The following is a 23,766-nucleotide window of genomic DNA, read 5'->3' as shown; positions in this document are numbered from 1 at the left end:
CGAACATGAGCAACACGACAATGATTGACGCGGGACTCGAAGGTCGCCGGATCGCGGTGAGCCACTTCGGACTCAGTTGCCTCGACTTCTCGACGATGCTGGACTTCTACACCCGAGTCCTCGGGCTGACGCAGAGCGACGCCGGTGCGATCGAATCGGGCGGGGGAACAGAGATCGCCTTCCTGACCACCGACCCGCGAGAGCACCACCAGTTGGTGCTTGCCTCGAACCGCCGCGACCGCACCATCGAGTCCACACCTGTGGTTGGCGGCAGCATCGGGTCCAATGTCTTCCAGGTTTCCTTCCGAGTGCGGGACCTCGACACGCTGCGCCGGATTGACGCCAGGCTGGAGGCAGAGGGAATCTCTGCCCGCAACGCCATCAGCCACGGAAACGCCTGGTCCCTCTACTGCCGGGACCCTGAGGGCAATGCATTGGAGTTCTTCGTCGATTCACCCTGGTACGTCGCTCAGCCCTGCGCTGAGCCGCTCGACCTGGCCCGCTCGGACGAGGAGATCCTCGAGGAGACCCGCCAGTACTGTTTCGCTCAGTCGGAGGTACTGCCCTACGGCGAATGGGTGACACGGGTCGCCTCGATGATCACAACCGATCAGGCCGAGTTGTGATCGCCGACGGCAGTGAGGTGAGGCCGGCCGGAACCGCAACGGTGAGTCGTGCCGCGGGCGATCCAAGGATCGGGCCGGGCCGGGTCGCGGCGACCTTCGACGAGGACTTCGCCGGACGTCTTGCCGCTGCGGGAGTCCGGGTGATCCGCGTGATCTACGTTGATCTTTTCGGACGTCAACGCGCGAAGCAGGTGTCCGCCGAACGATGGATGTCGCTGGAGGCCGGCATCGCCTTCTCGAAGATGGCGAGCGCCGAGGACCTGTTCGGCGAAGGTGTGCCGGCGGCGCAGTTCACCGGTCTTGCGGCTCATCCTGATCTCCACGCCCGCCTTGACCTGGGCACCGCGAGGATTCCCCCGTGGGAGCCTGACGCCCTCTGGGTCCTGTCCGCGCTCAGCGAGCACGGTGATCGGTCGGCCTTGTGCCCACGCAACCAACTCGCGGAGGCGAGCGACGCCCTCATGGCCAACACTGGATTCCGGGCGGTCGCTGCCGGCGAACCCGAGTTCTACCTGTTTCGCGACGATGGCGACGGGCCGCGACCCTACTCGAGTGACGGTGTCTCGTACACCATCGACAGATATGCCGACCCGGACGGCACCGTCGGGCGGATGCACCGGATGCTCATTGACCTCGGCATCGGGGTCACGGTGGTCAACCGCGAGTTCTCGCCAGGCCAGTTCGAGATCAACCTCGGCCACGGCGACGTCCTCGACGCGGCAGACGACGCGTTCCTGCTCAAGTCAAGCGTCAAAGAACTAGCTGCCCGGGCGGGACTGCGCGCGACCTTCATGGCGAAGCCGCAGTCCGATCTCGCCGGCAGCGGGTTCCACGTCCACGTGTCCCTATGGGACGACGACCGGAACGTGTTCGCCGACGGCCGCGACAAGCTGAGCGTGGTGGGGTTGAGAGCCGTCGCCGGACTTCAGACACATGCGCCCGCGCTCATGGCACTCGGGGCACCCACCGTGAACTCATACCGCCGAGTCCACGGTGAGGCTCTGAGCCCGCGACGCAGCAACTGGGGCCACGACGACCGAAACACCTTCGTCCGGGTCCCACCCGAACTGGGTGACTCGACCCGCCTAGAGTTGAGGCTTGGCGACGCCAGCGCTTCGCCCCACCTCGTGATGGCGGCGATGCTGCACGCGATACGCGATGGCATCGACCGCGAACTGGAGCCGACTGCCGAGGGTGCCTCCTTGCCGTCCAGCCTTGACGAGGCGATCGATGCGCTCGCCAAGGACGAGGTGTTCGTCGAAGGTTTCGGGAGCGAGTTCATCGAGGTCTACTCGGCGCTGAAGGCCCGTGAGGTCCATGCGGGACGCGTCCAGGTAGCCAGTTGGGAGTGGGACCTCTATGCCCAGCATGCGTGAACCCGGGGCTAGACTGTGCCGCCCCATCCGTCCTGTCGGGAGCGAGAACCATGATTCCTGGTGCCGATGCCTTGTCGGCGAACGTGCGCCGGCTCCGGGAGTTGCACGGGTTGTCGCTGGCCCAGCTCAGCGAGCGGTCCGGAATCGCCAAGGCCACCCTCTTCAAGGTGGAGCGTGGCCGGACCAACCCCACGCTCGAGACATTGGTCGGGATAGCCGAGACCTTTCACGTGCCCGTCACCGAGTTGTTGACGGCGGCGGAGCGCACCTCGATCGAGGTGGTGAGGTCCGGTGAAGGTCAAGACATCTCCGATGATGCATCGACGGGGTTCATCCTCAGAACCCAGGAAGTCGGTGCTGGCAGCCTCCAGATCCATGACCAGACGTTCAAGGCTGGGAGGTCCGAGGTCTCGGCCTCTCACGGGGCAGGTGCTCGGGAGCACGTCTTGGTCCGCAAGGGCAGGATCCGAGTCGGGCCCGTGGACGACGAGGTCGAACTGTCCGCTGGTGACTACGCCACCTACGCGGCCGATGTGCCGCACCGATGGTGCGCGGTCGGCCGAGATGCCAGCGTTTGGATCGTCCATACATTCCCGCGCAGCGAGGGCCTCGCAGGACTCTGAGCCGCTCTTCTCGCTGAGCGCCCCCAGGGTCGCGACTTCCGGAGATCGCCAATGAGCCGCGCGATCGATCCGGTGTCGGCAGTCGACTGGCGCACGGCTGCCACCCGGGTGCCCATCCCGTCCGGATTGTGGGTCGGCGGCGAGGAGCGGGAGGCCGCGGGCCGGAGATCGGTGATCACCCCGCGCGACGGCAGCACGCTCAGCAAGGTGGCCTGGGCCGACGCTTCGGATGTCGACGCGGCGGTAGCCGAGGCGCGCACGGCGTTCGACCGAGGACCATGGCCACGCATGTCGGCTCGGGAGCGTGGCGAGGTCCTCCTGCGGTTCGCCGACTTGGTGGAAGGGCACCGTGACGAGATCGCGCTGCTGGTCTCCTTGGAGATGGGCAAACCCATTCGACAGGCCTGGGAGGTCGAACTCCGGGCCGCGGTCCGCTGCCTGAGGTTCTACGGCGGCCTGGCCGACAAACTCGCTGGAGAGATCACTCCCACCGTCGAGGGTGAGTTGTCTCTGGTCACTCGCGAACCAGCCGGTGTCGTGGCCGCGGTGATCCCCTGGAACTTCCCCCTCACCATTGGCTGCTGGAAGTTCGCCCCCGCCCTTGCAGCGGGCTGCACGGTCGTACTCAAGACAGCCGAGCAGTCGCCGCTCTCGATGCTCAAGGTGGCGGCTCTCGGCGCCGAGGCCGGGCTCCCGCCCGGTGTGTTCAACGTCCTGTCGGGGGATGGCATCGTTGTTGGGCGTCGCCTTGGGGAGCATCCCGACGTGGACATAGTGACGTTCACCGGGTCGACCGCGGTCGGTCGGCACTTCCTGCACTACGCCGCTGACAGCAACCTCAAGCGGGTACACCTCGAACTGGGCGGAAAATCGCCCAACATCGTCTTCCCCGATGCGCCCGACCTCGACGAAGCTGCTGACTCGGCTGCCTGGGCCATCTTCTTCAACGCGGGTGAGATGTGCACCGCAGGCTCCCGCCTTGTTGTTCATGAGGACGTGGCCGAACAGATCGTGGACCGGATCGTGGCCACGTCATCCAAGTGGCAGCCGGCCGACCCACTGTTGCCCAGCACCTTGATGGGTCCTCTGGTGGATGAGCGCAGCCTGGGACGCATCCTGGGACAGTTGGAGGAGGGTGTCGGTCAAGGTGCTCGCATTCGGACCGGTGGGTCGCGCACGCTGCAGGAGAGCGGTGGTCCCTATCTCGAGCCCACGGTGGTCACTGATGCCGCCCCAGACAATGTGCTGGTTCGAAATGAGTTGTTCGGGCCGGTGTTGAGCGTTCAGGTCTTCACCGACGAGGACGACGCGGTGCGGGTGGCTTCGGATACCGAGTATGGACTGGCGGCTGCAGTGTGGACCACGGATCTGGGCCGGGCGCACCGAATGTCTCGTGCTCTCCGTGCTGGCACGGTGTGGGTCAATTGCTATGAGGAGGGCGACATGGCGGTGCCCTTCGGTGGCGTCAAACTCTCGGGCAACGGGCGTGACAAGTCCCGTCACGCGCTGGAGGAGTACACGGACCTCAAGACCACGTGGGTGAAGTATGAGTGAGTCGCCGGGACGCCGCCCCCTCATCGTGATCCCGGCGCGGTTCTCAGCCAGCGCATCTGCACTCCGGTACCGAGCCGAAGTAGTGGCAGCACGGCTCGCTGAGGCTGTGTACGCGGCAGGCGGCGAGCCGGTGGTGCTTCACCCCGACACGCCGGCTGGACTTGACGAGGGCGCACTCGACGACTTGGTGCGACGACGGCTCTGGTTCGCCGACGGGGTACTGCTTCCGGGCGGAGGTGACCTGGCTGCGCACTGGTCCGGCCAGGACTCCCACGCCTCCCAGTACGACATCGACGAGGAGCAGGATGCCTTCGACCTGTCCGTTGCGCGGGTAGCCATAGCTGAGCAGCTGCCCTTGCTCGCGATCTGTCGGGGCAACCAGGTCGTGAACGTGGCGCGCGGCGGTGACCTCGTCCAGGATCTCGGGGAGTCGCTCGGCGCCGATCATCAGCATCGGGTTCACATGATCGAGCTCACCGAGGACTCGCCCCTTCGTGACGTGGTGACAGGAGACCAGTTGCTGGTCTCCTGCTACCACCACCAGGGAATCAAACGGCTGGGAAGGGGACTCTCGGCCTCGGCGTACGCCGACGACGGCACCATCGAAGCCGTCGCCCTAGCCAACTACCCGGGTTGGTTCCTCGGTGTCCAATGGCACCCCGAGGACAGTGCAGATCGCGATCCGAGTCAGGCCGGGATCTTCAAGGCACTGGTTCTCGCGGCGAGTGAGCCGTTGGCCGCCCAGGCCGCAGTCTGACCGTGGCCGGTGGAGTTGCCACGTTCTGGAAGATCTAGGCGAGTGACCGGAGGTATCGCCGCCGGTAGAACCGCTGAGCGACCAGCGCGAGCGGATAGATCGCGCGCCAGCGCCCCTTCGGAGGATGGGTCACCGAGCGAAGGGTCAGCCACACCGAACCATCGTCGCGCTGCTCCACGAGGAACAGTTCCTCGCCGCTGACGGGATGGCCGCTGAGCGTGCCGTAGGCGAACCCTTTGCGATCCGCCTCGTCGATCACTCCGACAACTTGGACCGGCTCATGGATCCGCAACGGCCCGATGTGCGCGACCAGCCAGCATCGATCGCCGGCGACGACGGTGTCGCCGCCCTCGACCGTGAAGCCGCTGCGGGTCTTGACTCCCCACCGAAGGATCTCGGCGGCGGCGAACTCCCAGTGCGTCGTACCCGTGCCGATGCGGACACGTCGCTGGTACCCCGCGTGCGTGTCGCCGTGCCAGCGATCCTCATCGAGGGTGACCCCTACAGTGCGGTAGCTGAGCGCCTTCTCCGCCAGGGACGGTCGTGATCGCAGGGCCATGGACACATGATGCGGCACGCCCTCCGGTCGTTCCGCCGGTTCAGCCCGCGGTACGTCGGCAGACCTCGTCCCAGGACGTCGGCTCGAGCCCGAAGGTCGCCGTGATCTCCGAGGAGTCCATGACGTAGGGCGCGGTGAACTGGTAGAGCGTCTCCCGCAGTTCCCGGACGACGGGGACGAACGGCGACGCGATCGTGAGCAGGGCCTGGGGCATCGCCTTCACGGTGACGGGCTTGGCGCCGACGCTCGCCAACACGTCGTTGACCGCCTCGGCCTGGCTGCGCGGCGCGTTGGAGGGTGCGTGCCACACCCGTCCCCAGGCCGACTCCTCGCCTGCCACGGTGGCCAGAGCCCGACCCATGTCCCGCACGTCGGTCCAGGTGTGCGGCTGGTGGGCGCTGCCGAGGACGCTGACCGTCTTGCCCCGCAGGGCCTTCGCGACGACTCGCGGCACGTGGGCGTAGTCACCGGGGCCCGCCCCCATGTAGTCGCTGCCGCGGACCTCGACCGCCCGGATCCGCCCGGCTCGGTGAGCCGCGAAGGCCTCGGCGGTCATCTGCGCCCGGACCTGGGCCTTCGGGCCTGGCGCCGAGTCGGGCATCCCCTCACGCATCTCCCCGCCAGGCACCGGCCCGTACGGGTAGAGGTTGGCCGCAGTGACCAGCACTGCGCCGCTGCGTTCGGCGGACTCGAGGAGCGCTCGGGCGACTGGGGGCCACAGTTCGGGCCATTTGTCGTACGCCGGCGGGTTCACGCAGTTGTACAACGCGACCGCCCCGTCAGCGAGCCGGGCGAGCGCGTCGGGGCTGGTGGCGTCGACCGCAGTCGTCCCGTCGCGTCCCGATCGGCTGGCGAGGACCACCTCGGCGCCGCGCTGCTGGAGAGCTGCTGCGGTCGCGCGGCCGACCGGACCCGCCCCGATGATCACGTGCCTGTCGGACATGCCGACTCCCTTGCCTGGTTCTGGATAGAAACGAGAGCAGTGCTCTCGTTCATCGAGTGTGGCACGTCTCAGCTCCAATAGCAAGAGCACTGCTCTTGTTTGTTGCCACCGCTCTCGAGCTCGGGCAGGATGGCATCATGACGTCGGCTCCGCGAACCGCCCGGGACTTCGCACGCATCGAACTGACCCGCGCCATCCTGTCGGCGGCCCGCACCCAGCTCGCCGCCGTCGGGCCGGGGGAGCTCTCACTGCGCGCGGTCGCACGGGAGTTGGGGATGGCCTCGTCGGCGGTCTACCGGTACTTCCCCAGTCGCGAGCACCTGATCACCGCCCTGCTCGTTGAGTGCTACAACGAGAGCGGTGCCGCGGTCGAGGCAGCCGAGAGCGCCGTGCCGAGGACCCGCTACCGCAAGCGCTGGCTGGCCGCCGCTGGCGCCCTGCGCGACTGGGCGTGCACGAACTCGTTCGAGTACGCACTGCTCTACGGATCACCGGTCCCCGGGTACGCCGCCCCCCAGGACACCATCGGCCCCGCCCAGCGCGTGCCCCAGGTGCTGCTCGGGCTGATGGCCGACGTCGAGGAAGCAGGCATCCCCCTCGGCTCCCCGCCGGTGAGGCTCACGCGCGCCCAGCGAGCCGCGGTGGCGCCGATCTCTGCGTTCGTGGATGGCCGGATCGACGACGAACGGCTCGGGCGTGCGCTGATGGCCTGGGCCACCCTGATCGGGCAGACGTCACTGGAACTGTTCGGTCACCTCCATCAAGGAGTGCTCGACTACGACGTCCACTTCCGTCGCGTGATGGAGAACGTCGCCGACGACCTCGGCCTCCCTCGGTAGGTGGGGAGCCACCAGCTCCCACGACACCGGATCTTCCGAGGGCTCGGGGGTCAGTGGCTCGCTGGGCGCTGTCACCACTGCCGTCGGGCTGGGTGTGGGTGGGGCCGACTGGGGCTGATCCCGGCTGGTGCACCCGACTGCCGACGCGAGGATGAGAAGCACGAAGAGTGCTCCACCGAGAGCGTGACGACGGGCCATGGACCGCGTATCCACCCCAGCCACCACCAGAATGTCCGCGGTGGGCGCCGGAAAGGGAGGAAGATGGGCACCATGGCCAAGAACCCCCCTCCTGACGAGGACCCCACCCCCACACCGCCGACCGGGAGCGACGCCCCGACGGCACCTGAGGCCCCGACGGCACCTGAGGCGCCGCGGTTCACGCGGGCCGGCGCTGCCTGGGTCGCCACCGGGGCCGCACTGGTGCTGCTGATCCTGCTCATCGTCTTCATCCTGCAGAACTCGATGAAGGTCGAAGTCCACTTCCTCGGCATGGCTGCCACCATCCCGCTGGGGATGGCCCTCTTGATCGCCGCCGTCGCCGGTGGCGTGGTGGTGGCGATCGCTGGGATGGCCAGGGTCATCCAGTTGCGCATCGGGGCCCGACGGGCCCGGCGCGGCAACTCGCGCGACTGACGAGCCCGAGGCGATGCGCGTCGACGTGGGCGGCCTGGACATCGCCTACCAGCGCGCAGGAACCGGGCCGCCGGTGGCGCTGGCGCACGGCTTCGTGGGCGACGGGCGTTCGACGTGGGGCAGTCAGATCGACGCCCTCGCCGAGGAGTTCAGTGTGATCGCCTGGGACGCCCCGGGGGCAGGAGAGTCGTCCGACCCACCCGAGGGTTTCGGCATGGACGATTACGCCGCCTGCTTCGCGGCGTTCCTCCAGGAGTTGCGGATCGAGCGTGCCCACCTGGTGGGCCTCTCCTTCGGTGCGGCTCTGGTGCTGTGCACCTTCCGCCGGCACCGCGGCCTCGCATCCTCGCTGGCGCTACTGAGTGGGTACGCCGGGTGGCGGGGCTCGCTGGGGCCCGAGGCAGCGGGGGAGCGGTTGGCCCGGTCTCTGGAGCTCTCGGCCATGCCGCCCGACGAGTTCGCCGACGCGATGGTGCCCTCGATGTTCTCGCCGTCGGTCACGCCCCAGGTGAGGGCGACGTTCCGCGACAGCGTGCGGCGGTTCCGGCCGGTCGGCTTCCGGGCGATGGCCCGCGCCAGTGTCGAGGACCAGAGTCAGATGCTGCCCGAGATCGACGTACCCACCCTGCTGCTCTATGCCGACCACGACGTGCGAGCCCCCGTTGCGGTCGGCGAGGCCATCCACGCCGAGGTGGCCGGGTCGGAACTGGTGGTGCTCCGTGGGCCGGGCCATGTCAGCAGCGTGGAGGCCCCGCACGACGTGACACGCGAGTTGCGTCGCTTCCTGCGTTCGGTCCAGTAGCGAGTGGGTGCGCCCCACGGATCCGCGCCCTCGTGGAACCGCGACGCCGCCGACACCGTCATAGTCGGTGGAGGAGGCCCTCATGTGGCGTGCGATAGGTGTGACGGCAGTGGCAGTGGCAGTGGCAGTGGCGGTGTCTGCCTGTACGGCGGACTCCGCCGTCGACCCGGAGGCGGGCCCCAGCAATGACGCCCCCTTCGTCGTCACGGCCACCGGTGAGGTCGAGGTGTCCTGTGGCGGTCACGGTCCAGGGTGGGCACCTTCGGTGATGCCCGAAGGTGTGCCCGGGGTCCTGACCGACGACGAGGCGACAGGCATCTTCAGCGACATCCTGGACGATCCGAGGACCGGCGAGGAGGCGCAACTGTCCCTTTTCGGCGACGGCGTCGACGTCGAATGGCGAGTGCTGCGCGACGACGGGGACACCCTCACCCTCGGCCTCGGCCACTGGACCGAGCAGGGCCCCACCGGCGCAGGGGACTTCCTGCTGGACCTGGAGCGCGTGGACGGGTCGTGGCGCGCGACCGGCTGGGGCGACTGTCACCTGTCGCCGGTGCTCACCGAGGGTGCCGCGTGGGTGGAGGTGACCGGCGTACGGAGCGACCCCGAGGGCAGCACGCTCACCGCGCAGATCCACGAACGCGAGTGCACCAGCGCTCGGGACCCGGAGCCCTTCCTGCACGACCCCTACCTCGTCGAGACGTCCGATTCGGTGACCCTCTACTGGACCTCCGAACCACTCAATGGCGCGGCGAACTGCCAGGGGAACCCGACCGTGGAGCGGGTGGTCGAACTGCAGGAGCCGTTGGGATCCCGCGTCGTGTACGACGGGTTCCACTACCCGCCGCGCGAGGTCCCGACCAACTGATCGGGAGTCAGGCGACGGTGAGGACGACCTCGATGTTGCCCCGGGTGGCGTTCGAGTAGGGGCAGACCTCGTGGGCGCGGGCGACGACCTTCTCGGCCACCTCACGCTCGGCGCCCGGGAGGGTCACCTCGAGTGCGACGGACAGGCCGAAGGCACCGTTCTCGTGAGCCCCCAGCGACACGTCCGCGACGACCTCGCTGTCGGTGGTGTCGACACCGTCCGCGCTGGCCACCAGCTTGAGCGCCGAGTGGAAGCAGGCGGCGTAGCCGGCCGCGAAGAGCTGCTCGGGGTTGGTCGCCCCGCCGGCGCCACCGAGTTCGACGGGCAGACGCACGTCGGTGTCCAGCAGGCCGTCGGTGGTCTGGACGTGGCCGTTGCGGCCGTCCCCGGTAGCAATGGCGGTGGTCGTGTAAAGAATAGGCATGGGCTCAATATAGTTGTGCGCAATCGAATTGCGCAAGTATGCTCGTCGTGTGTCCCGTCACCCCCAGCTCGACCTCGACGCTCAGCTCTGCTTCCCGCTGTACGCCGCCACCCGTGCGGTCACCCGCGCCTACGGGCCGTTGCTGCGGGAGTTCGGGCTCACCTATCCGCAGTACCTCACGCTCCTCGCCCTCTGGGGCGACGACGAGCCGATGACCGTCGGCGACCTGGGTGGGCGACTCCGGCTCGACTCCGGCACCCTCACCCCTGTCATCAAGCGACTCGAGCAGGCCGGCCTCGTCACCCGGCAACGTGACACGCTCGACGAGCGGCGCGTGCTGGTCACGGTCACCGCCGCCGGACGGGACCTGCAGGACCAGGTCGCTCACATCCCCGCCCGCCTCGTCGAGGCGTTCGGGCTCGACGAGGACGAATCCCGCCAGTTGCATCGACTCCTCGGCAGGCTCCTGGACCGTCTCGACGGAGAGCTCCCCGAGTCGACCACACGCTGAGCGGCCGGGCGTGGACACCTGTGACCGTGGACCCCTGTGTCATCGTCGACAGGACCACCGACCCGAGGAGCGCCATGTCGATCCACGACTTCGAGCGGTATCCGCTCACCTTCGGCCCCAGCCCCGTCCACCACCTCGACAGGCTCACCGCGCATCTGGGCGGGGCGCAGATCTGGGCCAAGCGTGAGGACGTCAGTTCAGGCCTCGCCTACGGCGGCAACAAGATCCGCAAACTCGAGTACATCGTCCCTGACGTGCTCGCCTCGGGCGCTGACACGCTGGTCTCCATCGGCGGCTACCAGTCCAACCACACCCGTCAGGTCGCGGCGGTCGGCGCCAAGCTCGGGCTCAAGGTCAGGCTTGTCCAGGAGCGGTGGGTCGATTGGGACGACCCGGTCAACGACAGGGTCGGCAACATCCTGCTGTCGCGGATCATGGGCGCCGACGTCCGGCTGAACCCGGCCGGCTTCGACATCGGGATCCGCCAGTCCTGGCAGCAGGCCATCGACGAGGTCGAGGCCTCCGGGGGTACGCCGTACCCGATCCCGGCGGGCGCCTCCGAGCACCGGCTCGGCGGACTCGGCTTCGCGAACTGGGCCTATGAGGTGGCAGAGCAGGAGCGACAGCTCGGCGTCTTCTTCGACACCATCGTCGTCTGCACGGTCACCGGCTCCACCCACGCCGGCATGATCGCCGGGTTCGCCGCCCTCGAGGAGGCCGGCGGCCGGCCACGTCGGATCCTCGGCATCGACGCCTCCGCCACCCTCGAGAAGACCCGCTCCCAGGTCGACCGGATCGCCCGGAACTGCGCCGATCTGATCGGCGTACCCCGGGATCTCCGCGACGACGAGATCACCGTGCTCGACGGCTGGGCCGGGGACCTCTACGGCATCCCGGTGGAGTCCACCATCGACGCGATCCGGCTGTCGGGACGCCTCGAGGGGATGATCATCGACCCCGTCTACGAAGGAAAGTCGATGGCCGGGCTGATCGACCTGGTGACCCAGGGGGAGATCGGCAAGGACTCCACCGTCCTCTACGCCCACCTCGGCGGGCAGCCCGCCCTCAACGCCTACAGCGGCATCTTCGGCGACTGACCGCCTCCCTGGCACGGCCGTGGGGAGCGGTGCCTCAGCTGGGCTCGGTGAGCTTCCACCACTCGGCGCCGGGGCGGTCGGTGCTGGCTGGCTGCATCGGCCAGAAGTCCAAGAGGTCGCCGGGCTTCAGACCGAGCGCATGCTCGATGTCGTGGGGAGTGGTCTGCTGCAGGTACGACGACACGTTCAGGGTCAGGTCGCGCCAGTAGCCGCGGAGGGTGGATTCGGACAGGAACAGCTTCGTGCTCATCTCGGCGTACGTCAGACCTCGCGCTCGAGCCGCAAGGACCTGGCGTTGCCGCTCGCCGATGATGGTGATGCAGTTGCGGCGGACCAGGATCTCCATCAGGCTGATGATCGACTGAGGTACGACGACACGGCCGGCGGCCACGTCCCGGAAGCTCTCCTGGACCTCGGCCAGCGGGGCCGACTTGGCGACGATGCCGCCGGCCCCCGCCGCGATGCAGGCGGCCAGCACGAACCGCCGCTCCTCCTGGCTGTAGACGCACACCCGGTAGCCGGCGGCGACGACAGCGCGTACCGCCGCGAGGCCCTGGCGCACCGAGGGTTGGCGCTCATTGACCAGGTGCAGGTCGAGCACCGCGAGGTCGGCGGTCGGTCGCTCGACGAGCAGCCGCTCGACGGTGGCGTATCGACCGACGAATCGGATCTCGGGCATCAGCAGCGGCAGTGACTCACGGATCACCGTGGAGTCGTCGACGGCGACGGCGGAGATGGTCATGGCTGCTCCGAGGGGATCGGTCGGGTGGCGGGCCCGGTCAGCGTCACCGTGGTGCCGACGCCGAGGTGGGACTCGATGGTGGCCTCGATCTGTCGGTTGCGGAGTTGAGCAACGACCAGTTCCCGGAGTCCGATCCCGTAGTTCGCGGGCACGGCGTCGAAGCCTCGCCCATCGTCATGGATGGTGAGCGTCCAGCCGCCCGCGGGTTCGCCGGCGTCGAGGTGCACCACCACCTGATGTGCGTCGGCATGAAGGCGGATGTTGTTCAGGATGCTGTCCATGGCTCGCTGTAGTGCACCGACGTCGGCCGCGGGCAGCTCCACGTCAGCGGTCAGGTCGAGGGCGTGCTCGATGGACAGGTCTCCGAACTGGCCGCAGGTCTGGGCCAACGCCTGCGCGAGGGAGGTCTGGGTGGCGGCGCCCGCTGGAGCATCGACGCGCTCGCCGCGCAGGTAGGACCGCATCCGCCGGGCCTCGACCTTGGCCTGCTCCTGCAGCAGCGTGCGGGTGGCTGGATCGAGCTCGGGGTCGGAGAGCAGACGCATCACCGTGGCGCCATTGTGGAAGGTCGCCTGCGCCAGCCGCTCCTCTTCGCGTCGAGCCAGCTCACTGGCGCGGGCGCGGGCCCGGTCGGCATCGGCGCTGATCCGCCGGACGTAGGAGACCGCGAGTCGCGTCACAAAGGTGAGCACCACGTACGACAGCGCGTTGCCGACCGTGGTGCTGGCCGATGCGGCGGCTGACTCACCCCCACCGCCGACGTACACCAGGTGGCCGCCGATCACGGCGCCGATGCTGGCCACCCACAAGGTTCGCGAGCGGACGAAGGAGGAGGACAACAGCACCGACAGCGCGTAGCCGGGTTGGAACCCCTCCCAGGTGCCCAGCCGGTGGTCGGTGGGAACCACCACGCCACCCAGGATCAGCAATGCCACGGCAACGGTCACGTCGACCGCCACGACCCAGGGGCCTGGCGGACGCCCTCGGCGGACGGCGTACAGACTGATCGCGACGGCTGCCGCGGCCGCTACCACGAAGCTCACCACGTACAAACGTGGATGGGGAGAGACCTCGATCCCGTGGGGCAGCGCGGGCGCCATCTGGATCAAGGTTCCCAGCCGGATCCCGAGAATGAAGATGACCACGGCCATCTCGGCGCCCTGTGCGGTCGTCGGCAGCGGGCCGAGTCTGCCGAATGGCTGCCAACGCGGCCACCGCGGCCACCGCGGCCCATGCGCGTCCGAGTTCGCAGGCATGAGGGCATCCTGCCTGATCGCGACGGCCACCGACGAGATGCCCACCGTTGTCACCGAAGTGTGCGATTTCGTTGGGTCCCCAGGAGGCCTGGCGGTGACAGCATCGGCATGGGCCCCGCCTGTCGCGCACCGTGACGGCGGGGCAACTCGACTCGTGACTACCGAAGGAATACGAAATGCGCCACCTCGCCGCCGCTGCCCTGGCAGCGGCACTTGTTCTGACCGGCTGCAGTGACAGCGACGCCGTCGACTCAGCCGCCGACGAGCCGGTGGCTGAATCGCCCACGACGCCTGACTCGCCGGCCCCGGCCGAGGAGACGGAGCCTGAGGCTGAGCCGGAGCCCGAGGCGGGCGCGCCGGAGAAGGTGGAGCTCTCGGAGGCGTTCGAGGACGAGGAGCTCGGTCACTCGTTCACGATCACCGGTCTGGTCCGCAACTTCCCCGTCCCCGACAATTTCACCTCGCTCCGCGAGAGCGGGGAGTTGGTCCTCGTCGAGGTGGACGTCACGGCCGGGTCGGAGTTCTCCGGCGGGGTCCAGGGCGGGTTCAAGATCACCTCGCCGGACGGCACCGCCAACTCGGCCACCACCATCGCCGCCGACGCGATGGAAGCCGCCGGATTCACGCCGTTCACCGGTGTGAGCCGTGGTGAGAGCGGCATCGGATGGATCGCCTTCCAGGTCAACACCAAGGCCGACACCTACACGCTGAACTACGAGCGGCGGGAGGCCAGCGTGATCGGCCAGGACAGGGTCATCCCAGCCAAGGTGTGGGAGTTCCCGCTCCCAGCCTGACCCCGAGAACGGGCCAGGGGAGGGTCAACGGGGGGCCCTCCCCTGGCTTCGGGTTGGTTCTCAGTCGTCGATCGCCTCGACGCCGCGCTCCTTGAGCTCGGCGAGGTGGTCACGCATCTGCTGCAACACCTCGGGAGGGTGCCCCTCCCAGTCCAGGATCTCGCCGACCACCCGCACCGGCTGCTGGGTGCGGTAGGACCGGGTCGGGTTGCCGGGGAACCTCTTGTCCGTCAGGTTGGGATCGTTCTCGAGGTCACCGGTGGGCTCCACCCGATAGATCCGGCCCGGTCCGTCGCCGACGGCGAGTTCCGCCCCCCAGATGGCTGCATCCATGGTGGCGGTCAGATACACGTGGTTGGCCGTACGCCGGGTCCCGTAGTTGGAGACGAAGCCCGCCTCCAGCACGTCGCCGGGTCTCAGATCGGCCTTGGTGCCGTGGAAGAACGGGCCGGCGTCTTCGATTCGGGGCGACTGGGCGCTCTCCATGGATGCCTCCGTCGATGGTGTCGGTGTGTCCCCCAGCGAACGCGGTAGGAGCGCGGAAGTCACGGTTCGGAAGTCACGGTGCGGAAGTCAGAACCACAGTATCGGCCGTGCAGGTGAAGTCATACTGACGTCATGCCCGGTCACTACATCGAGGAGATCGCGGCCCCTCTCCGGATCGAGCCGGCAGTGTCGCAGGTCGCCTTCGTCGGCCGGGCGCGGCGCGGGCCTCGGCTGCAACCGATCCAGGTCCGCGGGCTGAGCGACTTCGATGCCACCTTCGGGTCGGCCGACACGCCGCTGCGCCGTGCCGTCGCTGCCTACGTCGGCCAGGGAGGCGACGCACTGCTCGTGGTCCGCGCCACCGACGTCGGGCCGGCCCTGGAGGCCCTCGCCGAGGCAGCAGTGACATTGCTCGTGATCGCCCCGCAGTTGCTCCGCGGCCACGAGGCCGACGTCCACGCCTGGTGCCTGGCGCACCGCTGCGTCCTGTTGAGCCATCATGCTGCGGGCACCATCGCGCCAGGCCTCGGCGAGAACGCGGCCGTCTACGCCCCGGGGCTCCGCGACCCCGACGGCAGGCCGGTGTGGACGTCGGCCGCGGTGGCCGGGGTGGTACGCCGTACCGACCTGAGTCGAGGCATCTGGAAGGCCCCCAGCGGCCCAGACGCGACCGTCCTCGGGCTCACCGCTGATCCGCCGCCCCCGCAGCATTCCCGGCTCAACCTGGTGCGCACCTTCCACGCCGGCCCGCCGATCATCTGGGGTTCGCGGACCGCCGCCCCCGAGGGCCACGACTGGAAGTACCTGAGCCTGCGGCGCTGCCACCTGTGGCTCCTCGACTCGATCACCAACGGGCTGCGATGGACCGTCTTCGAGCCCCACGGCGAGCACCTGTGGGCGCGAGCCCGAGGGCTCGTCGAGGATTTCCTGGACGGCCTGTGGCGCGAGGGTGCGCTGGTCGGGAGCAGACCCGACCACGCCTACTTCGTGCGCTGCGACCGGACCACGATGACCCAGGCCGACATTGACCAGGGCCGGCTGATCGTGTTGATCGGCGTCGCGTTCATGAAACCGGGTGAGTTCGTGGTCAGCCGGGTCACCACCCAGACCCTGCGCTAGCCGGCGTCGAGGTTGCTCAGGCCGGTTCGGCGACGAAGACCGGGATCTCCCGGTCCGTCTTCGCCTGATAGTCCGCGTACGAGGGGAAGGCGGCCACGGCCCGCTGCCACCACTCGGCCTTCTCCTCACCGGTGACCACGCGCACGGTCATCTCGACCGGCTCCGGGCCGTCCTGCAGTTCGATGCGGGGATGCTGGATCAGGTTGTGGTACCAGGTCGGGTGCGTGGGTGCGCCGCCCTGGGAGGCCACCAGGGCATAGCGGCCCTCGTGCTCGACGCGCATCAGCGGCGTCTTGCGGATCTTGCCGCTGCGCGCCCCCAGCGACGTCATGATGATCACCGGCATCCCGGTGTCGAGCAGCGTGTTGCCGCGGGTGCCGCCGGAGGATTCGTAGGCCTCCACCTGGTCGCGGACCCATCGGGTGGGGCTCGGCTCGTACTCTCCGTTCAAGGTCATACCCGCCACAACCGAAGCCGTGGGCGACTTTGTTCCGGAGCGGACGGGCGCCGAGTGTCCTTTCCGGTTCCGGCCCTTCCCCGGCGGGACCCGATGAGGCAGCATCGACAGCATGCGCGTCTCCCGACTGATCCATGTCCTCGACGCCCCCGACCTCGAGGCAGAGAGCACCTTCTGGGCGGGGCTGCTCGACGGCACCGTCGACGCCGATGACGACGAGGACTGGCACAGCATCATCGTCGACGGCCAATGGCGACTGGGCATCCAACTCGCCCCCAACCACGTGCCCCCGCAGTGGCCCGACGGGCCGCAACAACAACAGGTCCACCTCGACGTCTGGGTCGACGACCTCGCCGCCGCCCACGACAGGGCGCTCAGCCTGGGCGCGACCCTGCTCAAGGCCGCCGACGATCCGGCCACCACGGGCGAGGTCTTCCAGGTGTACGCCGACCCGGCGGGGCACCCGTTCTGCCTGTGCCGAGGCCCGCTGCCGGGGTAGGTCGCTCACTCGGCGGCAGGCACCGGCCCCGCTCGCCACGTCCACGCGTGCCACACCAACGTGGCCAGCAGTGCTACCTCGACCACACTGCCGAAGATGAAGTAGCCCCACTCGCCGACCGCGCTGCCGAGGATGGTGACGGCGTACACCACCGCGAGGGTGATGTTGGTCGGGCGGTTGATCCGGCGGGGGAGGACCAGGCTGAGGTAGACCATCAGGCTGGGCACCACCACGTACAGCGTGGTGGCGAGAAGGAACACCTCGGTGATGTCGAAGACGAAGAGCCGCCCTGCGTCGAGGTCGGCTCGCACATCGGGGCGATACAGCGAGAACAGGTCGACGTAGGCGAAGACGAACAGGACCGCGGTCCACAGTGCAGCGATCTTGATCCGCGTGTCGATGGGCTGGGTGGGGGTCATGATCCGAGCATCGACCCGGCGGCGCCTCCGCCACCATCGGGATCACCCCTGGTCCGCCCCTGAGAAGGCACCTCACCGGCGTGGGTGTGCCAGAAGGGGGTCAGTCCCGCAGCGCCGCCAACGCGCCGGCGAAGTCGTCGGTGGCCAGCACCAGGCGGGTGTTGGTCGCCAGGTAGGCCAACGAGATGTTGACGCCAGCGTCGCCGACCCGCTGAGCCACCTCACCGACCGCACCCGGTGAGTCATCCAACGGCAGCACCACGACCTCCTGCTCGCCGACGATCTCGATGCCGGCGCCCTCCAGCGCGGCCATCGCCGGGGCAAGCGCATCGACCAGCACATGCACCTCCGCCTTCCCGCCGCCGCTGGTCACCGCGCACAGGCCACCCAGGTTCACGCCGGCGGCGCCGAGCACCCGACCCAGCCGCGCCAGCTCGCCGGGATGGTCGTCCAGGGTGACGGTGACGTTGGTGGGCATACCTTGATCATCATCCCCCAGCGCACAGACGGCAAGGGGGTCGGCGCGCGTGATCCGAACTCGACCCGCCAGTCGCCTCGCACCGCGGCCCCGCAACCTCCATAATCGGCACATGCGACCCCAGGTCGTCGCCCACCGTGGCGCCTCCGACACCATCGCCGAGCACACGCTCGGCGCCTACCTGGCCGCCCTCGATGCGGGTGCCGAGGCACTCGAGTGCGACGTCCGGCTGACGGCCGACGGCCACCTGGTCTGCGTACACGACCGCAGCCTGAAGCGGGTGGCCACCACCAAGCAGGTCATCTCCACGATGGACCTCAAGGACCTGCACGACCTCGATGTCGCCACCTGGAAGAACCCGTGGGCCGATCTGGACGACGAGGCGCCCGACGTGGACGAGGAGCACCACCGGGTGCTCACCCTGCGCAAGCTCCTGGAGACGGTCGCCGACTACCACCGCCCGGTCGAACTCGCGATCGAGACCAAGCACCCCACCCGCTTCGGCGGCCTGGTCGAGAAGCGACTGGTCGAACTGCTCCGCGACTTCGGGTGGGATGGCGCCGACTCCCCGGCCCGGGTGATGAGTTTCTCCTTCTCCGCGCTGCAGCGGGTGCAACGGCTCGCGCCGGAGCTGCGGCTGGTGCAGCTGATGGACAAGGCGCACCAATGGTCGATGCTGCGCCGGGTGGTCGGCTCGGAGTGGATCGTCGGCCCCGGCATCGGCGTACTCCGCGAGCACCCCGGCTTGGGTCGTCGGCTCGCTGAGGCCGGCCGGGAGATCCATGTGTGGACCGTGAACACCGCCGCCGACCTGCAGATCTGCCAGAGCTACGGGGTGCGTGCGGTGATCACCGACAAGCCGGGATACATCCTGAAGCTGCTGGGCGATCAGTGATCGCATAGGTTCAGCTGCCATGGGAAAGCGATCGCGCAGCAAGGGACAGACCACGCCGGGTGAGGTCGGGCCCCGCCAGCCCTGCCCGTGCGGCTCTGGCCGCCGCTACAAGGCCTGCCACGGCGACCCGTCCGCCGTACCGGCCTTCGTCGCCCGGCCCTTCGAGGGGATGCCCAGCGAATGCGACGTGATCGCCTTGCGCGAGCTCGTGCCCGCGGCCACCGCGCCGCTGCCCCTGGTCGCGGAGTACGCCGACCGCACGGTCCGACTCTGCTCGCTGCTGCCTGCTGCCGCACCGGCGATGGTCCGCGACTCCGGTGAGGTCTGGCTCGGTCTGCAGGTTCAGCACAACTACGGCGATCCGGCTCGCGACCTCGGTGCCGTCCTGGTGAAGGCGCTGGCCGCCGAGGTCGGCCCGGTCGGGCTCACCGAGGCCCCCGCCGCCGACGCGCCCCGGATCCAGGACCTGGTCGCCGCCGACCACCTGCAGGTGAGCGTGCTGGACAGCTTCGGCTACTGGATCGACGACCTCACCGACCCACCGGCGGCCGTGGTCGCCGCCATCGAGCAGGCGGACGCCTCGATCACCCCGACCGTCCGGCTGACCGGCGTCACCGCGGCGTACTGGGCCGACGTCTCCACCCGGGAGCATCTGCGCTGGGTCCGCCCCGAACCCGAGGACGCCCTGCTGGACGCGTTGGCGCGGCTGCATGCCGCCGGCGACGACATCCTGGTGCCGGGGGCCAGGTTCGCCGGCATGTTCCGGGCGCACGGCCTGCTGGCGCCGGTCTGGGACCTGCCCTCGGGCACCGGGCACGAGGCCCTCGAGGGGCCGGCGCAGGAGTTCGACGCGAAGCTGGTCGAGGCGCTCGCCGCCGCGGTCCCGCTGACCACCGAGGAACGTTCGGCACGCGCCGGGCTGGCCGGCCGACAGGTCACCATCCGCTGATCCGGGCCTTCGGTCCGGTGGCCCGGGACTTTTTACCGAGCAGTTTTCCCGGACCCGGTGACGCAGGAACTGGCCGTGTCGTAGATTGAATCAAGTCCGACCGCTGTCGTTTCCCCCGTCGATGGCGGTCGGATCTTTTCTGCCCCGATGAGCCCTCAGTTATGCCCTCAGAGGAGCTCGCGGGCGATCGGGCAGGACATGCACCGGGGCCCGCCGCGGCCCGAACCGAGCTCGGAACCGGCGATCCTCAGCACCTCGATGCCGGCGTCCTCCAGCCGGGCGTTGGTGCCCTCGTTGCGCTCGTAGGCGACCGCCACCTTCGGTGCCACCGCCAGGGTGTTGTTGCCGTCGTCCCACTGCTCCCGTTCGGCGGCCACCGGGTCCAGGCCGGTGTCGATCCGGTGCAGTACGTCGATCCCCATCGCGGTCGCGGCCGCCTGCAGGAACGGCGCCGGCCCGGCCACCCGCAACTCCAACTCCGACTCGGTGTCGCTGGGCTCGGCCGCGGTCACCGTCCATGCGGTCAACGAATCCGCCACGTTGGGGTACATCACCAGCGTGTCCACGTCCACCATCGTCAACACCGTGTCCAGGTGCATGGTGGCCCGCTCCTGGGCGATCGGCACGGCCAGCACCGTGTGCGCCAGTCCAGCGTGCAGCAGGTGTCGCGCCAGCCGCTCCACCCCGGCCGGAGTGGTCCGCTCGCCGACCCCCACTGCCACCACGCCCGGGGCCAGCAGCAGTACGTCGCCGCCCTCGACGTGTTCGTGCGCCCAGCCGTGGATCCGGGTCTGGCCGGCGAAGCGGGGGTGCCGACTCCAGATCAGCTCGGTCAACTGGGTCTCGCGGGCCCGGGCCGGCATCGCCAGGCTGGTGACCGCCACCCGGTCGGCGAGCCAGACGCTGGAGTCACGGGTGAACAGCAGGTTCGGCAACGGGTCGATCAGGAAGTCGTCGTGCGCCAGCAGGCTGGTGACCAACCCGAATCCGCCACGCACCTCGTCGTTGCGTACTCCGGCGGTGAGCAGTTCGGTCAGCTCCGCGGGGGTGGCGTCGGCGAGCGCGTCGGCCAAGTAGCGGCGCAGCGTGTCGCCCAGATGCAGCCCGGTCAGCGCCGCGGCGATCGCATGCTCGCGGGCTTCGGCGTCGGCCAGGGTCTCGGTCAGCAGCCCGGTCAGATACAGCACCTCGACGCCCCGGCCGCGCAGAGTCTCCGCGAACGCGTCGTGCTCCTCCTGGGCCCGCTCGATCCAGGGGATGCCGTCGAAGAGCAGCCGGTCGTTGTTGCGGGGAGTGAGCCGCTGCAGCTCCGGGCCCGGTCGGTGCAGCAGCACGCTGCGCAGTTGCCCGACCTCACTGTTCGCACCGTGGTTCATGCCTGTGCAGCCCTCATGCGTGAGCCCTCATGCCTGTGCAGCCCTCATGCCAGAGCAGCCTAGGGCATCGCCGGCTGCCTCAGCCGTTGATCAACTCAGCCACGGTGAGCGCGGCGAGCAGCACGCAGACGCCGGCGCCCAGCCGGTGCAGCAGCGACAGACGTATCCGCTTCAACAACGCCCGGCCGGCCAGCACCGCCAGCCCGGAGACGGTGAGCAGCGCCGCCCAGGCGCCGATGAAGACCGCGACCGGGTCGGCGTACCGGGCCACCAGGGACAGGGTGAGCAACTGCGACAGATCGCCCCATTCGGCCGCGAAGAGCACCAGGAAGCTCATCCCCACGGCCCGGAACCCGTGCGCCGGTCCCGCCTTGACCGCCTTCTCCTCGAAGTCGTGCTCGGTCTCCAGCTCGGCCGCGTCAGCGCCGCGGGCGGCTCGGAACAGGATCACCGCGCCGGTCAGGAAGAGCGCCACCGCGCCCAGCCGCACCCACTCGGCCGGCAGGAACGAGATCGCCGTCCCGAAGGCCACCGCGATCGCGGTCTGCACGGCGAACGCCAGCCCGACTCCGATCCACACCAGCAGCGGCCGGTAGCGGGTGGAGAGGACCAGGGTGGCGATGAAGGTCTTGTCGGGGAGTTCGACCACGAAGATGGTCGCGAACGTCAACACGACGATGAGATGGTCCGGCACAGCAACCATTGTCGCTAGGCTGCTCGACTGTGTCCTACGCAGGCCTGCTGGCCCTCCCGATCGCCCTCGCCGCGCTGGTGATCGCGCTGCGCCGGGCACCGCGATCGTCGGTCTCGGTGGAGGAGGTCCCCGAGGACGTCGCCGGGCTGCGTCGGGAGGTGGCCGCGCTGCGCGCCGAGGGTGCCGATGCGCTCAAGCACCTGGCGGTGGTCCGGTATGACGCCTTCGGCGACATGGGGGGTCACCTGTCCTGGTCGCTGGCGTTGGTGGACGACCTGGGGCACGGTGTGGTGATCACCTCGATCCATGGCCGCAACGAGGCCCGGACCTATGCCAAGAACATCAGCAGTTGGAGCTGTGAGCAGCAGCTCTCGCCCGAAGAGAGCGAGGCGATCGAGCATGCCCGTCCCTAACCCGATGCGGCCGTTGGCGATCCGGATCGGTGCGCTGCCGTGGCTGCACAACTACTCCAGGTACGTCGTCGGCCTGGACAAGGGGATCCGCAAGCTGACCCGCGGCCGGGTCACGCTGCTGTGGTTCGCCGGCCTGCCGGAGATCTTCTTGACCGTTGCCGGCCGCAAGTCGGGTATCCCGCGGACCGTGCCGCTGCTCTGCGTGCCCCATGACGGCGGCTGGCTGGTCGCCGGCTCCAACTGGGGCCACCCCAAGCCACCGGCCTGGGTGGGCAACGTCAAGGCCGCGGCCACCTGTGAGGTGGAACAGCACGGCCGCACCGTGACCGCCGTACCCCGGCTCGTCACCGGCGCCGAGCGCGCCGAGGTGTGGCAGACGATGCTGCGGACCTGGCCGAACTACGCCAAGTACGCCGAGCGCACCGACCGAGAGATCCCCGTCTTCCACCTCGCCCCCCACTAACCGCCGAAGTGGGGTTTGTGGCCCGCCGAAGTGTGAGTTCTGGTCGGCCGAAGTGTCACATCTGGTCGGCCGAGGTGTCACAACTGGCGCGCGGGTGAGGCCGGGTAGACCCCGAGGATCTTCAGCTCGGTAGTGAAGAACTGCAACTCCTCCAGGGCCCGCGCTACGTTCGGCTGGTCCGGATGCCCGTCCACCTCGGCGAGGAACTGGGTGGCGGTGAAGTGCCCATCGACCATGTAACTCTCCAGCTTGGTCATGTTCACCCCGTTGGTCGCGAACCCACCCATCGCCTTGTAGAGCGCGGCCGGAAGGTTCCGGACACTGAAGACGAAGCTGGTCACCACCGGCCCCTGATCGGCCGGGGCCGTCACCGGCTCCCGGGACAGGACCACGAACCGGGTCGTGTTGTGGTCGGCGTCCTCGACCTCGTCACGCAGGATCTCCAAGCCGTAGATCTCCGCGGCCAGCGGCGGCGAGATCGACGCCTGCGTCGGGTCGCCCAGCTCGGCCACCTCCCGCGCCGCCCCGGCGGTGTCGCCGGAGATCACCGGGCGCAGCCCCAGCTCCCGGATCACGTTGCGGCACTGGCCGAGCGCGTGCAGGTGGCTGTGCACCGTGGTGACGTCCTCGAGCCGTGACCCCGGAACGCCCATCAGGGTGAACTGGATCCGCAGGAAGTGCTCACCGATGATGTGCAGCCCCGACGTGGGCAGGAAGTGGTGGATGTCGGCGACGCGACCGGCGAGCGAGTTGTCGATCGGGATCATCGCCAGATCGGCAGCACCGTTCTCGACAGCGGCGAAGACGTCCTCGAACGACGCGCACGGCACCCGCTCCAACTCCGGGTACGCCCGGCGGCACACCAGGTCGGAGTTCGCGCCCGGCTCACCCTGATAGGCGATGGACCGCACCGGCGGCAGAGCGCTGGCGCGTTGGTCGAGCCCCGGCAGCGGGGCGGGCATGTCGTACGACGTCACGCCGGGCATTCTCGCAGGCCCGACGCCCGCGGGCACCCGGGTTGTCGAGGCGTGAACCCAGCCGTCGAGGCGTGACACCTGCCCAGCTGAAGCTGAACCGGCGATTCCTACCAGCCATGAGGCAACCTCGAGCCTCC

At 69.0% G+C, this 23,766-nt stretch carries 31 protein-coding genes; 18 read left to right on the top strand and 13 right to left on the bottom strand.

Going from position 1 to position 23,766, the window contains the following annotated elements; all coding sequences use genetic code 11:
- The first annotated feature begins 5 nt into the window (after positions 1-5).
- Positions 6-626: a VOC family protein gene (locus JKG67_RS12215; protein WP_203337591.1), complete on the top strand. Its 621-nt coding sequence runs from the start codon at positions 6-8 to the stop codon at positions 624-626.
- On the opposite strand, the gene JKG67_RS12210 is transcribed toward JKG67_RS12215, so the two are convergent.
- Positions 611-937 (bottom strand): hypothetical protein, encoded by a 327-nt coding sequence (locus tag JKG67_RS12210; RefSeq protein ID WP_203337590.1) that lies wholly within the window; start codon positions 935-937, stop codon positions 611-613. The two genes, JKG67_RS12215 and JKG67_RS12210, sit on opposite strands and share 16 nt — an antisense overlap.
- On the opposite strand from JKG67_RS12210, the gene JKG67_RS12205 reads away from it, so the two are divergent.
- From JKG67_RS12205 to JKG67_RS12190, 4 genes are read left to right on the top strand one after another with little or no spacing between them, the layout of a single operon-like run.
- Positions 902-2,002, top strand: coding sequence for a glutamine synthetase family protein (locus JKG67_RS12205; RefSeq protein ID WP_203337589.1), 1,101 nt, complete (start codon positions 902-904; stop codon positions 2,000-2,002). The two genes, JKG67_RS12210 and JKG67_RS12205, sit on opposite strands and share 36 nt — an antisense overlap.
- Positions 2,003-2,052: 50 nt before the next feature.
- The gene (locus JKG67_RS12200) at positions 2,053-2,625 is read left to right on the top strand and encodes a helix-turn-helix domain-containing protein (protein ID WP_203337588.1); all 573 of its coding nucleotides are present in this window, start codon (positions 2,053-2,055) and stop codon (positions 2,623-2,625) included.
- 51 nt (positions 2,626-2,676) lie between these two features.
- Positions 2,677-4,179, top strand: a complete 1,503-nt coding sequence (locus tag JKG67_RS12195) for an aldehyde dehydrogenase (protein ID WP_203337587.1) — start codon at positions 2,677-2,679, stop codon at positions 4,177-4,179.
- Complete coding sequence (locus JKG67_RS12190) at positions 4,172-4,936, top strand: gamma-glutamyl-gamma-aminobutyrate hydrolase family protein (protein WP_203337586.1); 765 nt, start codon at positions 4,172-4,174, stop codon at positions 4,934-4,936. Before JKG67_RS12195 ends, JKG67_RS12190 begins: the two co-directional genes overlap by 8 nt.
- A 34-nt stretch (positions 4,937-4,970) precedes the next feature.
- Here the strand turns inward: JKG67_RS12190 and JKG67_RS12185 are convergent, their stop codons facing one another.
- Positions 4,971-5,495, bottom strand: a complete 525-nt coding sequence (locus tag JKG67_RS12185; protein ID WP_203337585.1) for a DUF1990 domain-containing protein — start codon at positions 5,493-5,495, stop codon at positions 4,971-4,973.
- Positions 5,496-5,535: 40 nt separating this feature from the next.
- Positions 5,536-6,438, bottom strand: coding sequence for an NAD-dependent epimerase/dehydratase family protein (locus tag JKG67_RS12180; protein ID WP_203337584.1), 903 nt, complete (start codon positions 6,436-6,438; stop codon positions 5,536-5,538).
- A gap of 137 nt (positions 6,439-6,575) precedes the next feature.
- Between JKG67_RS12180 and JKG67_RS12175 the strand changes: the two genes are divergently transcribed.
- From JKG67_RS12175 to JKG67_RS12160, 4 genes are all read left to right on the top strand, one after another.
- A complete protein-coding gene (locus tag JKG67_RS12175; protein WP_203337583.1) occupies positions 6,576-7,277 on the top strand; it encodes a TetR/AcrR family transcriptional regulator in 702 nt (233 codons plus the stop codon).
- 270 nt (positions 7,278-7,547) lie between these two features.
- On the top strand, positions 7,548-7,910 hold the full coding sequence (locus JKG67_RS12170; RefSeq protein ID WP_203337582.1) for a lipopolysaccharide assembly protein LapA domain-containing protein: 363 nt from the start codon (positions 7,548-7,550) through the stop codon (positions 7,908-7,910).
- 13 nt (positions 7,911-7,923) lie between these two features.
- Complete coding sequence (locus JKG67_RS12165) at positions 7,924-8,712, top strand: alpha/beta fold hydrolase (RefSeq protein ID WP_203337581.1); 789 nt, start codon at positions 7,924-7,926, stop codon at positions 8,710-8,712.
- Positions 8,713-8,821: 109 nt separating this feature from the next.
- Entirely contained in the window at positions 8,822-9,580 is a 759-nt protein-coding gene (locus tag JKG67_RS12160; RefSeq protein ID WP_203337580.1) for a hypothetical protein, read from the top strand.
- A 7-nt stretch (positions 9,581-9,587) separates the two neighbouring features.
- Here JKG67_RS12160 and JKG67_RS12155 read toward each other — a convergent pair whose 3' ends face one another.
- Positions 9,588-10,004: an organic hydroperoxide resistance protein gene (locus tag JKG67_RS12155; protein ID WP_203337579.1), complete on the bottom strand. Its 417-nt coding sequence runs from the start codon at positions 10,002-10,004 to the stop codon at positions 9,588-9,590.
- A 49-nt stretch (positions 10,005-10,053) separates the two neighbouring features.
- Between JKG67_RS12155 and JKG67_RS12150 the strand changes: the two genes are divergently transcribed.
- Together JKG67_RS12150 and JKG67_RS12145 are read left to right on the top strand one after the other, a co-directional pair.
- A complete protein-coding gene (locus JKG67_RS12150) occupies positions 10,054-10,515 on the top strand; it encodes a MarR family winged helix-turn-helix transcriptional regulator (protein ID WP_307816538.1) in 462 nt (153 codons plus the stop codon).
- Positions 10,516-10,589: 74 nt separating this feature from the next.
- Complete coding sequence (locus JKG67_RS12145) at positions 10,590-11,612, top strand: 1-aminocyclopropane-1-carboxylate deaminase (RefSeq protein ID WP_203337578.1); 1,023 nt, start codon at positions 10,590-10,592, stop codon at positions 11,610-11,612.
- Positions 11,613-11,646: 34 nt separating this feature from the next.
- Here the strand turns inward: JKG67_RS12145 and JKG67_RS12140 are convergent, their stop codons facing one another.
- Positions 11,647-12,354 carry a helix-turn-helix domain-containing protein gene (locus JKG67_RS12140; protein ID WP_203337577.1) on the bottom strand — a complete coding sequence of 236 codons (708 nt, stop codon included), beginning with the start codon at positions 12,352-12,354 and terminating at the stop codon, positions 11,647-11,649.
- Positions 12,351-13,610: a sensor histidine kinase gene (locus JKG67_RS12135; RefSeq protein WP_203337576.1), complete on the bottom strand. Its 1,260-nt coding sequence runs from the start codon at positions 13,608-13,610 to the stop codon at positions 12,351-12,353. The genes JKG67_RS12140 and JKG67_RS12135 overlap by 4 nt, the downstream gene beginning before the upstream one ends.
- A gap of 176 nt (positions 13,611-13,786) precedes the next feature.
- Here JKG67_RS12135 and JKG67_RS12130 point away from each other — a divergent pair, with 176 nt between their 5' ends.
- Positions 13,787-14,404, top strand: coding sequence for a hypothetical protein (locus JKG67_RS12130; protein ID WP_203337575.1), 618 nt, complete (start codon positions 13,787-13,789; stop codon positions 14,402-14,404).
- Between the two features lie 60 nt (positions 14,405-14,464).
- Here the strand turns inward: JKG67_RS12130 and arr are convergent, their stop codons facing one another.
- Positions 14,465-14,890, bottom strand: coding sequence for an NAD(+)--rifampin ADP-ribosyltransferase (gene arr, locus JKG67_RS12125; RefSeq protein WP_203337574.1), 426 nt, complete (start codon positions 14,888-14,890; stop codon positions 14,465-14,467).
- A 132-nt stretch (positions 14,891-15,022) separates the two neighbouring features.
- On the opposite strand from arr, the gene JKG67_RS12120 reads away from it, so the two are divergent.
- A complete protein-coding gene (locus JKG67_RS12120; RefSeq protein WP_203337573.1) occupies positions 15,023-16,009 on the top strand; it encodes a phage tail sheath family protein in 987 nt (328 codons plus the stop codon).
- A 16-nt stretch (positions 16,010-16,025) separates the two neighbouring features.
- On the opposite strand, the gene JKG67_RS12115 is transcribed toward JKG67_RS12120, so the two are convergent.
- Positions 16,026-16,466: a nitroreductase family deazaflavin-dependent oxidoreductase gene (locus tag JKG67_RS12115; RefSeq protein WP_203337572.1), complete on the bottom strand. Its 441-nt coding sequence runs from the start codon at positions 16,464-16,466 to the stop codon at positions 16,026-16,028.
- A gap of 112 nt (positions 16,467-16,578) precedes the next feature.
- Here JKG67_RS12115 and JKG67_RS12110 point away from each other — a divergent pair, with 112 nt between their 5' ends.
- A complete protein-coding gene (locus JKG67_RS12110; protein WP_203337571.1) occupies positions 16,579-16,965 on the top strand; it encodes a VOC family protein in 387 nt (128 codons plus the stop codon).
- A gap of 5 nt (positions 16,966-16,970) precedes the next feature.
- Here JKG67_RS12110 and JKG67_RS12105 read toward each other — a convergent pair whose 3' ends face one another.
- On the bottom strand, positions 16,971-17,384 hold the full coding sequence (locus JKG67_RS12105) for a DUF6326 family protein (RefSeq protein ID WP_203337570.1): 414 nt from the start codon (positions 17,382-17,384) through the stop codon (positions 16,971-16,973).
- Positions 17,385-17,484: 100 nt separating this feature from the next.
- Entirely contained in the window at positions 17,485-17,862 is a 378-nt protein-coding gene (locus tag JKG67_RS12100) for a hypothetical protein (protein ID WP_203337569.1), read from the bottom strand.
- A gap of 112 nt (positions 17,863-17,974) precedes the next feature.
- Here JKG67_RS12100 and JKG67_RS12095 point away from each other — a divergent pair, with 112 nt between their 5' ends.
- Both JKG67_RS12095 and JKG67_RS12090 read left to right on the top strand, forming a co-directional pair.
- Positions 17,975-18,757 (top strand): glycerophosphodiester phosphodiesterase family protein, encoded by a 783-nt coding sequence (locus tag JKG67_RS12095; protein ID WP_203337568.1) that lies wholly within the window; start codon positions 17,975-17,977, stop codon positions 18,755-18,757.
- A gap of 19 nt (positions 18,758-18,776) precedes the next feature.
- Positions 18,777-19,706: a DUF5926 family protein gene (locus JKG67_RS12090; RefSeq protein ID WP_203337567.1), complete on the top strand. Its 930-nt coding sequence runs from the start codon at positions 18,777-18,779 to the stop codon at positions 19,704-19,706.
- A 167-nt stretch (positions 19,707-19,873) separates the two neighbouring features.
- On the opposite strand, the gene JKG67_RS12085 is transcribed toward JKG67_RS12090, so the two are convergent.
- The gene (locus tag JKG67_RS12085) at positions 19,874-21,082 is read right to left on the bottom strand and encodes an arginine deiminase (protein WP_203337566.1); all 1,209 of its coding nucleotides are present in this window, start codon (positions 21,080-21,082) and stop codon (positions 19,874-19,876) included.
- Positions 21,083-21,161: 79 nt separating this feature from the next.
- Positions 21,162-21,785, bottom strand: a complete 624-nt coding sequence (locus JKG67_RS12080) for a TMEM165/GDT1 family protein (protein WP_203337565.1) — start codon at positions 21,783-21,785, stop codon at positions 21,162-21,164.
- A 20-nt stretch (positions 21,786-21,805) separates the two neighbouring features.
- Between JKG67_RS12080 and JKG67_RS12075 the strand changes: the two genes are divergently transcribed.
- Positions 21,806-22,189 (top strand): DUF4446 family protein, encoded by a 384-nt coding sequence (locus JKG67_RS12075; protein ID WP_203337564.1) that lies wholly within the window; start codon positions 21,806-21,808, stop codon positions 22,187-22,189.
- Positions 22,176-22,652 carry a nitroreductase family deazaflavin-dependent oxidoreductase gene (locus JKG67_RS12070; RefSeq protein ID WP_203337563.1) on the top strand — a complete coding sequence of 159 codons (477 nt, stop codon included), beginning with the start codon at positions 22,176-22,178 and terminating at the stop codon, positions 22,650-22,652. Before JKG67_RS12075 ends, JKG67_RS12070 begins: the two co-directional genes overlap by 14 nt.
- Positions 22,653-22,729: 77 nt before the next feature.
- Here JKG67_RS12070 and JKG67_RS12065 read toward each other — a convergent pair whose 3' ends face one another.
- A complete protein-coding gene (locus JKG67_RS12065; protein ID WP_203337621.1) occupies positions 22,730-23,614 on the bottom strand; it encodes a prephenate dehydratase in 885 nt (294 codons plus the stop codon).
- Positions 23,615-23,766: the final 152 nt, after the last annotated feature.

It is taken from the genome of Nocardioides limicola (genome assembly GCF_016827675.1).
Classification (GTDB): domain Bacteria; phylum Actinomycetota; class Actinomycetes; order Propionibacteriales; family Nocardioidaceae; genus Nocardioides; species Nocardioides limicola.
The sequence above is the reverse complement of the archived record's forward strand: the minus strand, read 5'-3'. Positions and strand labels throughout refer to the sequence as shown.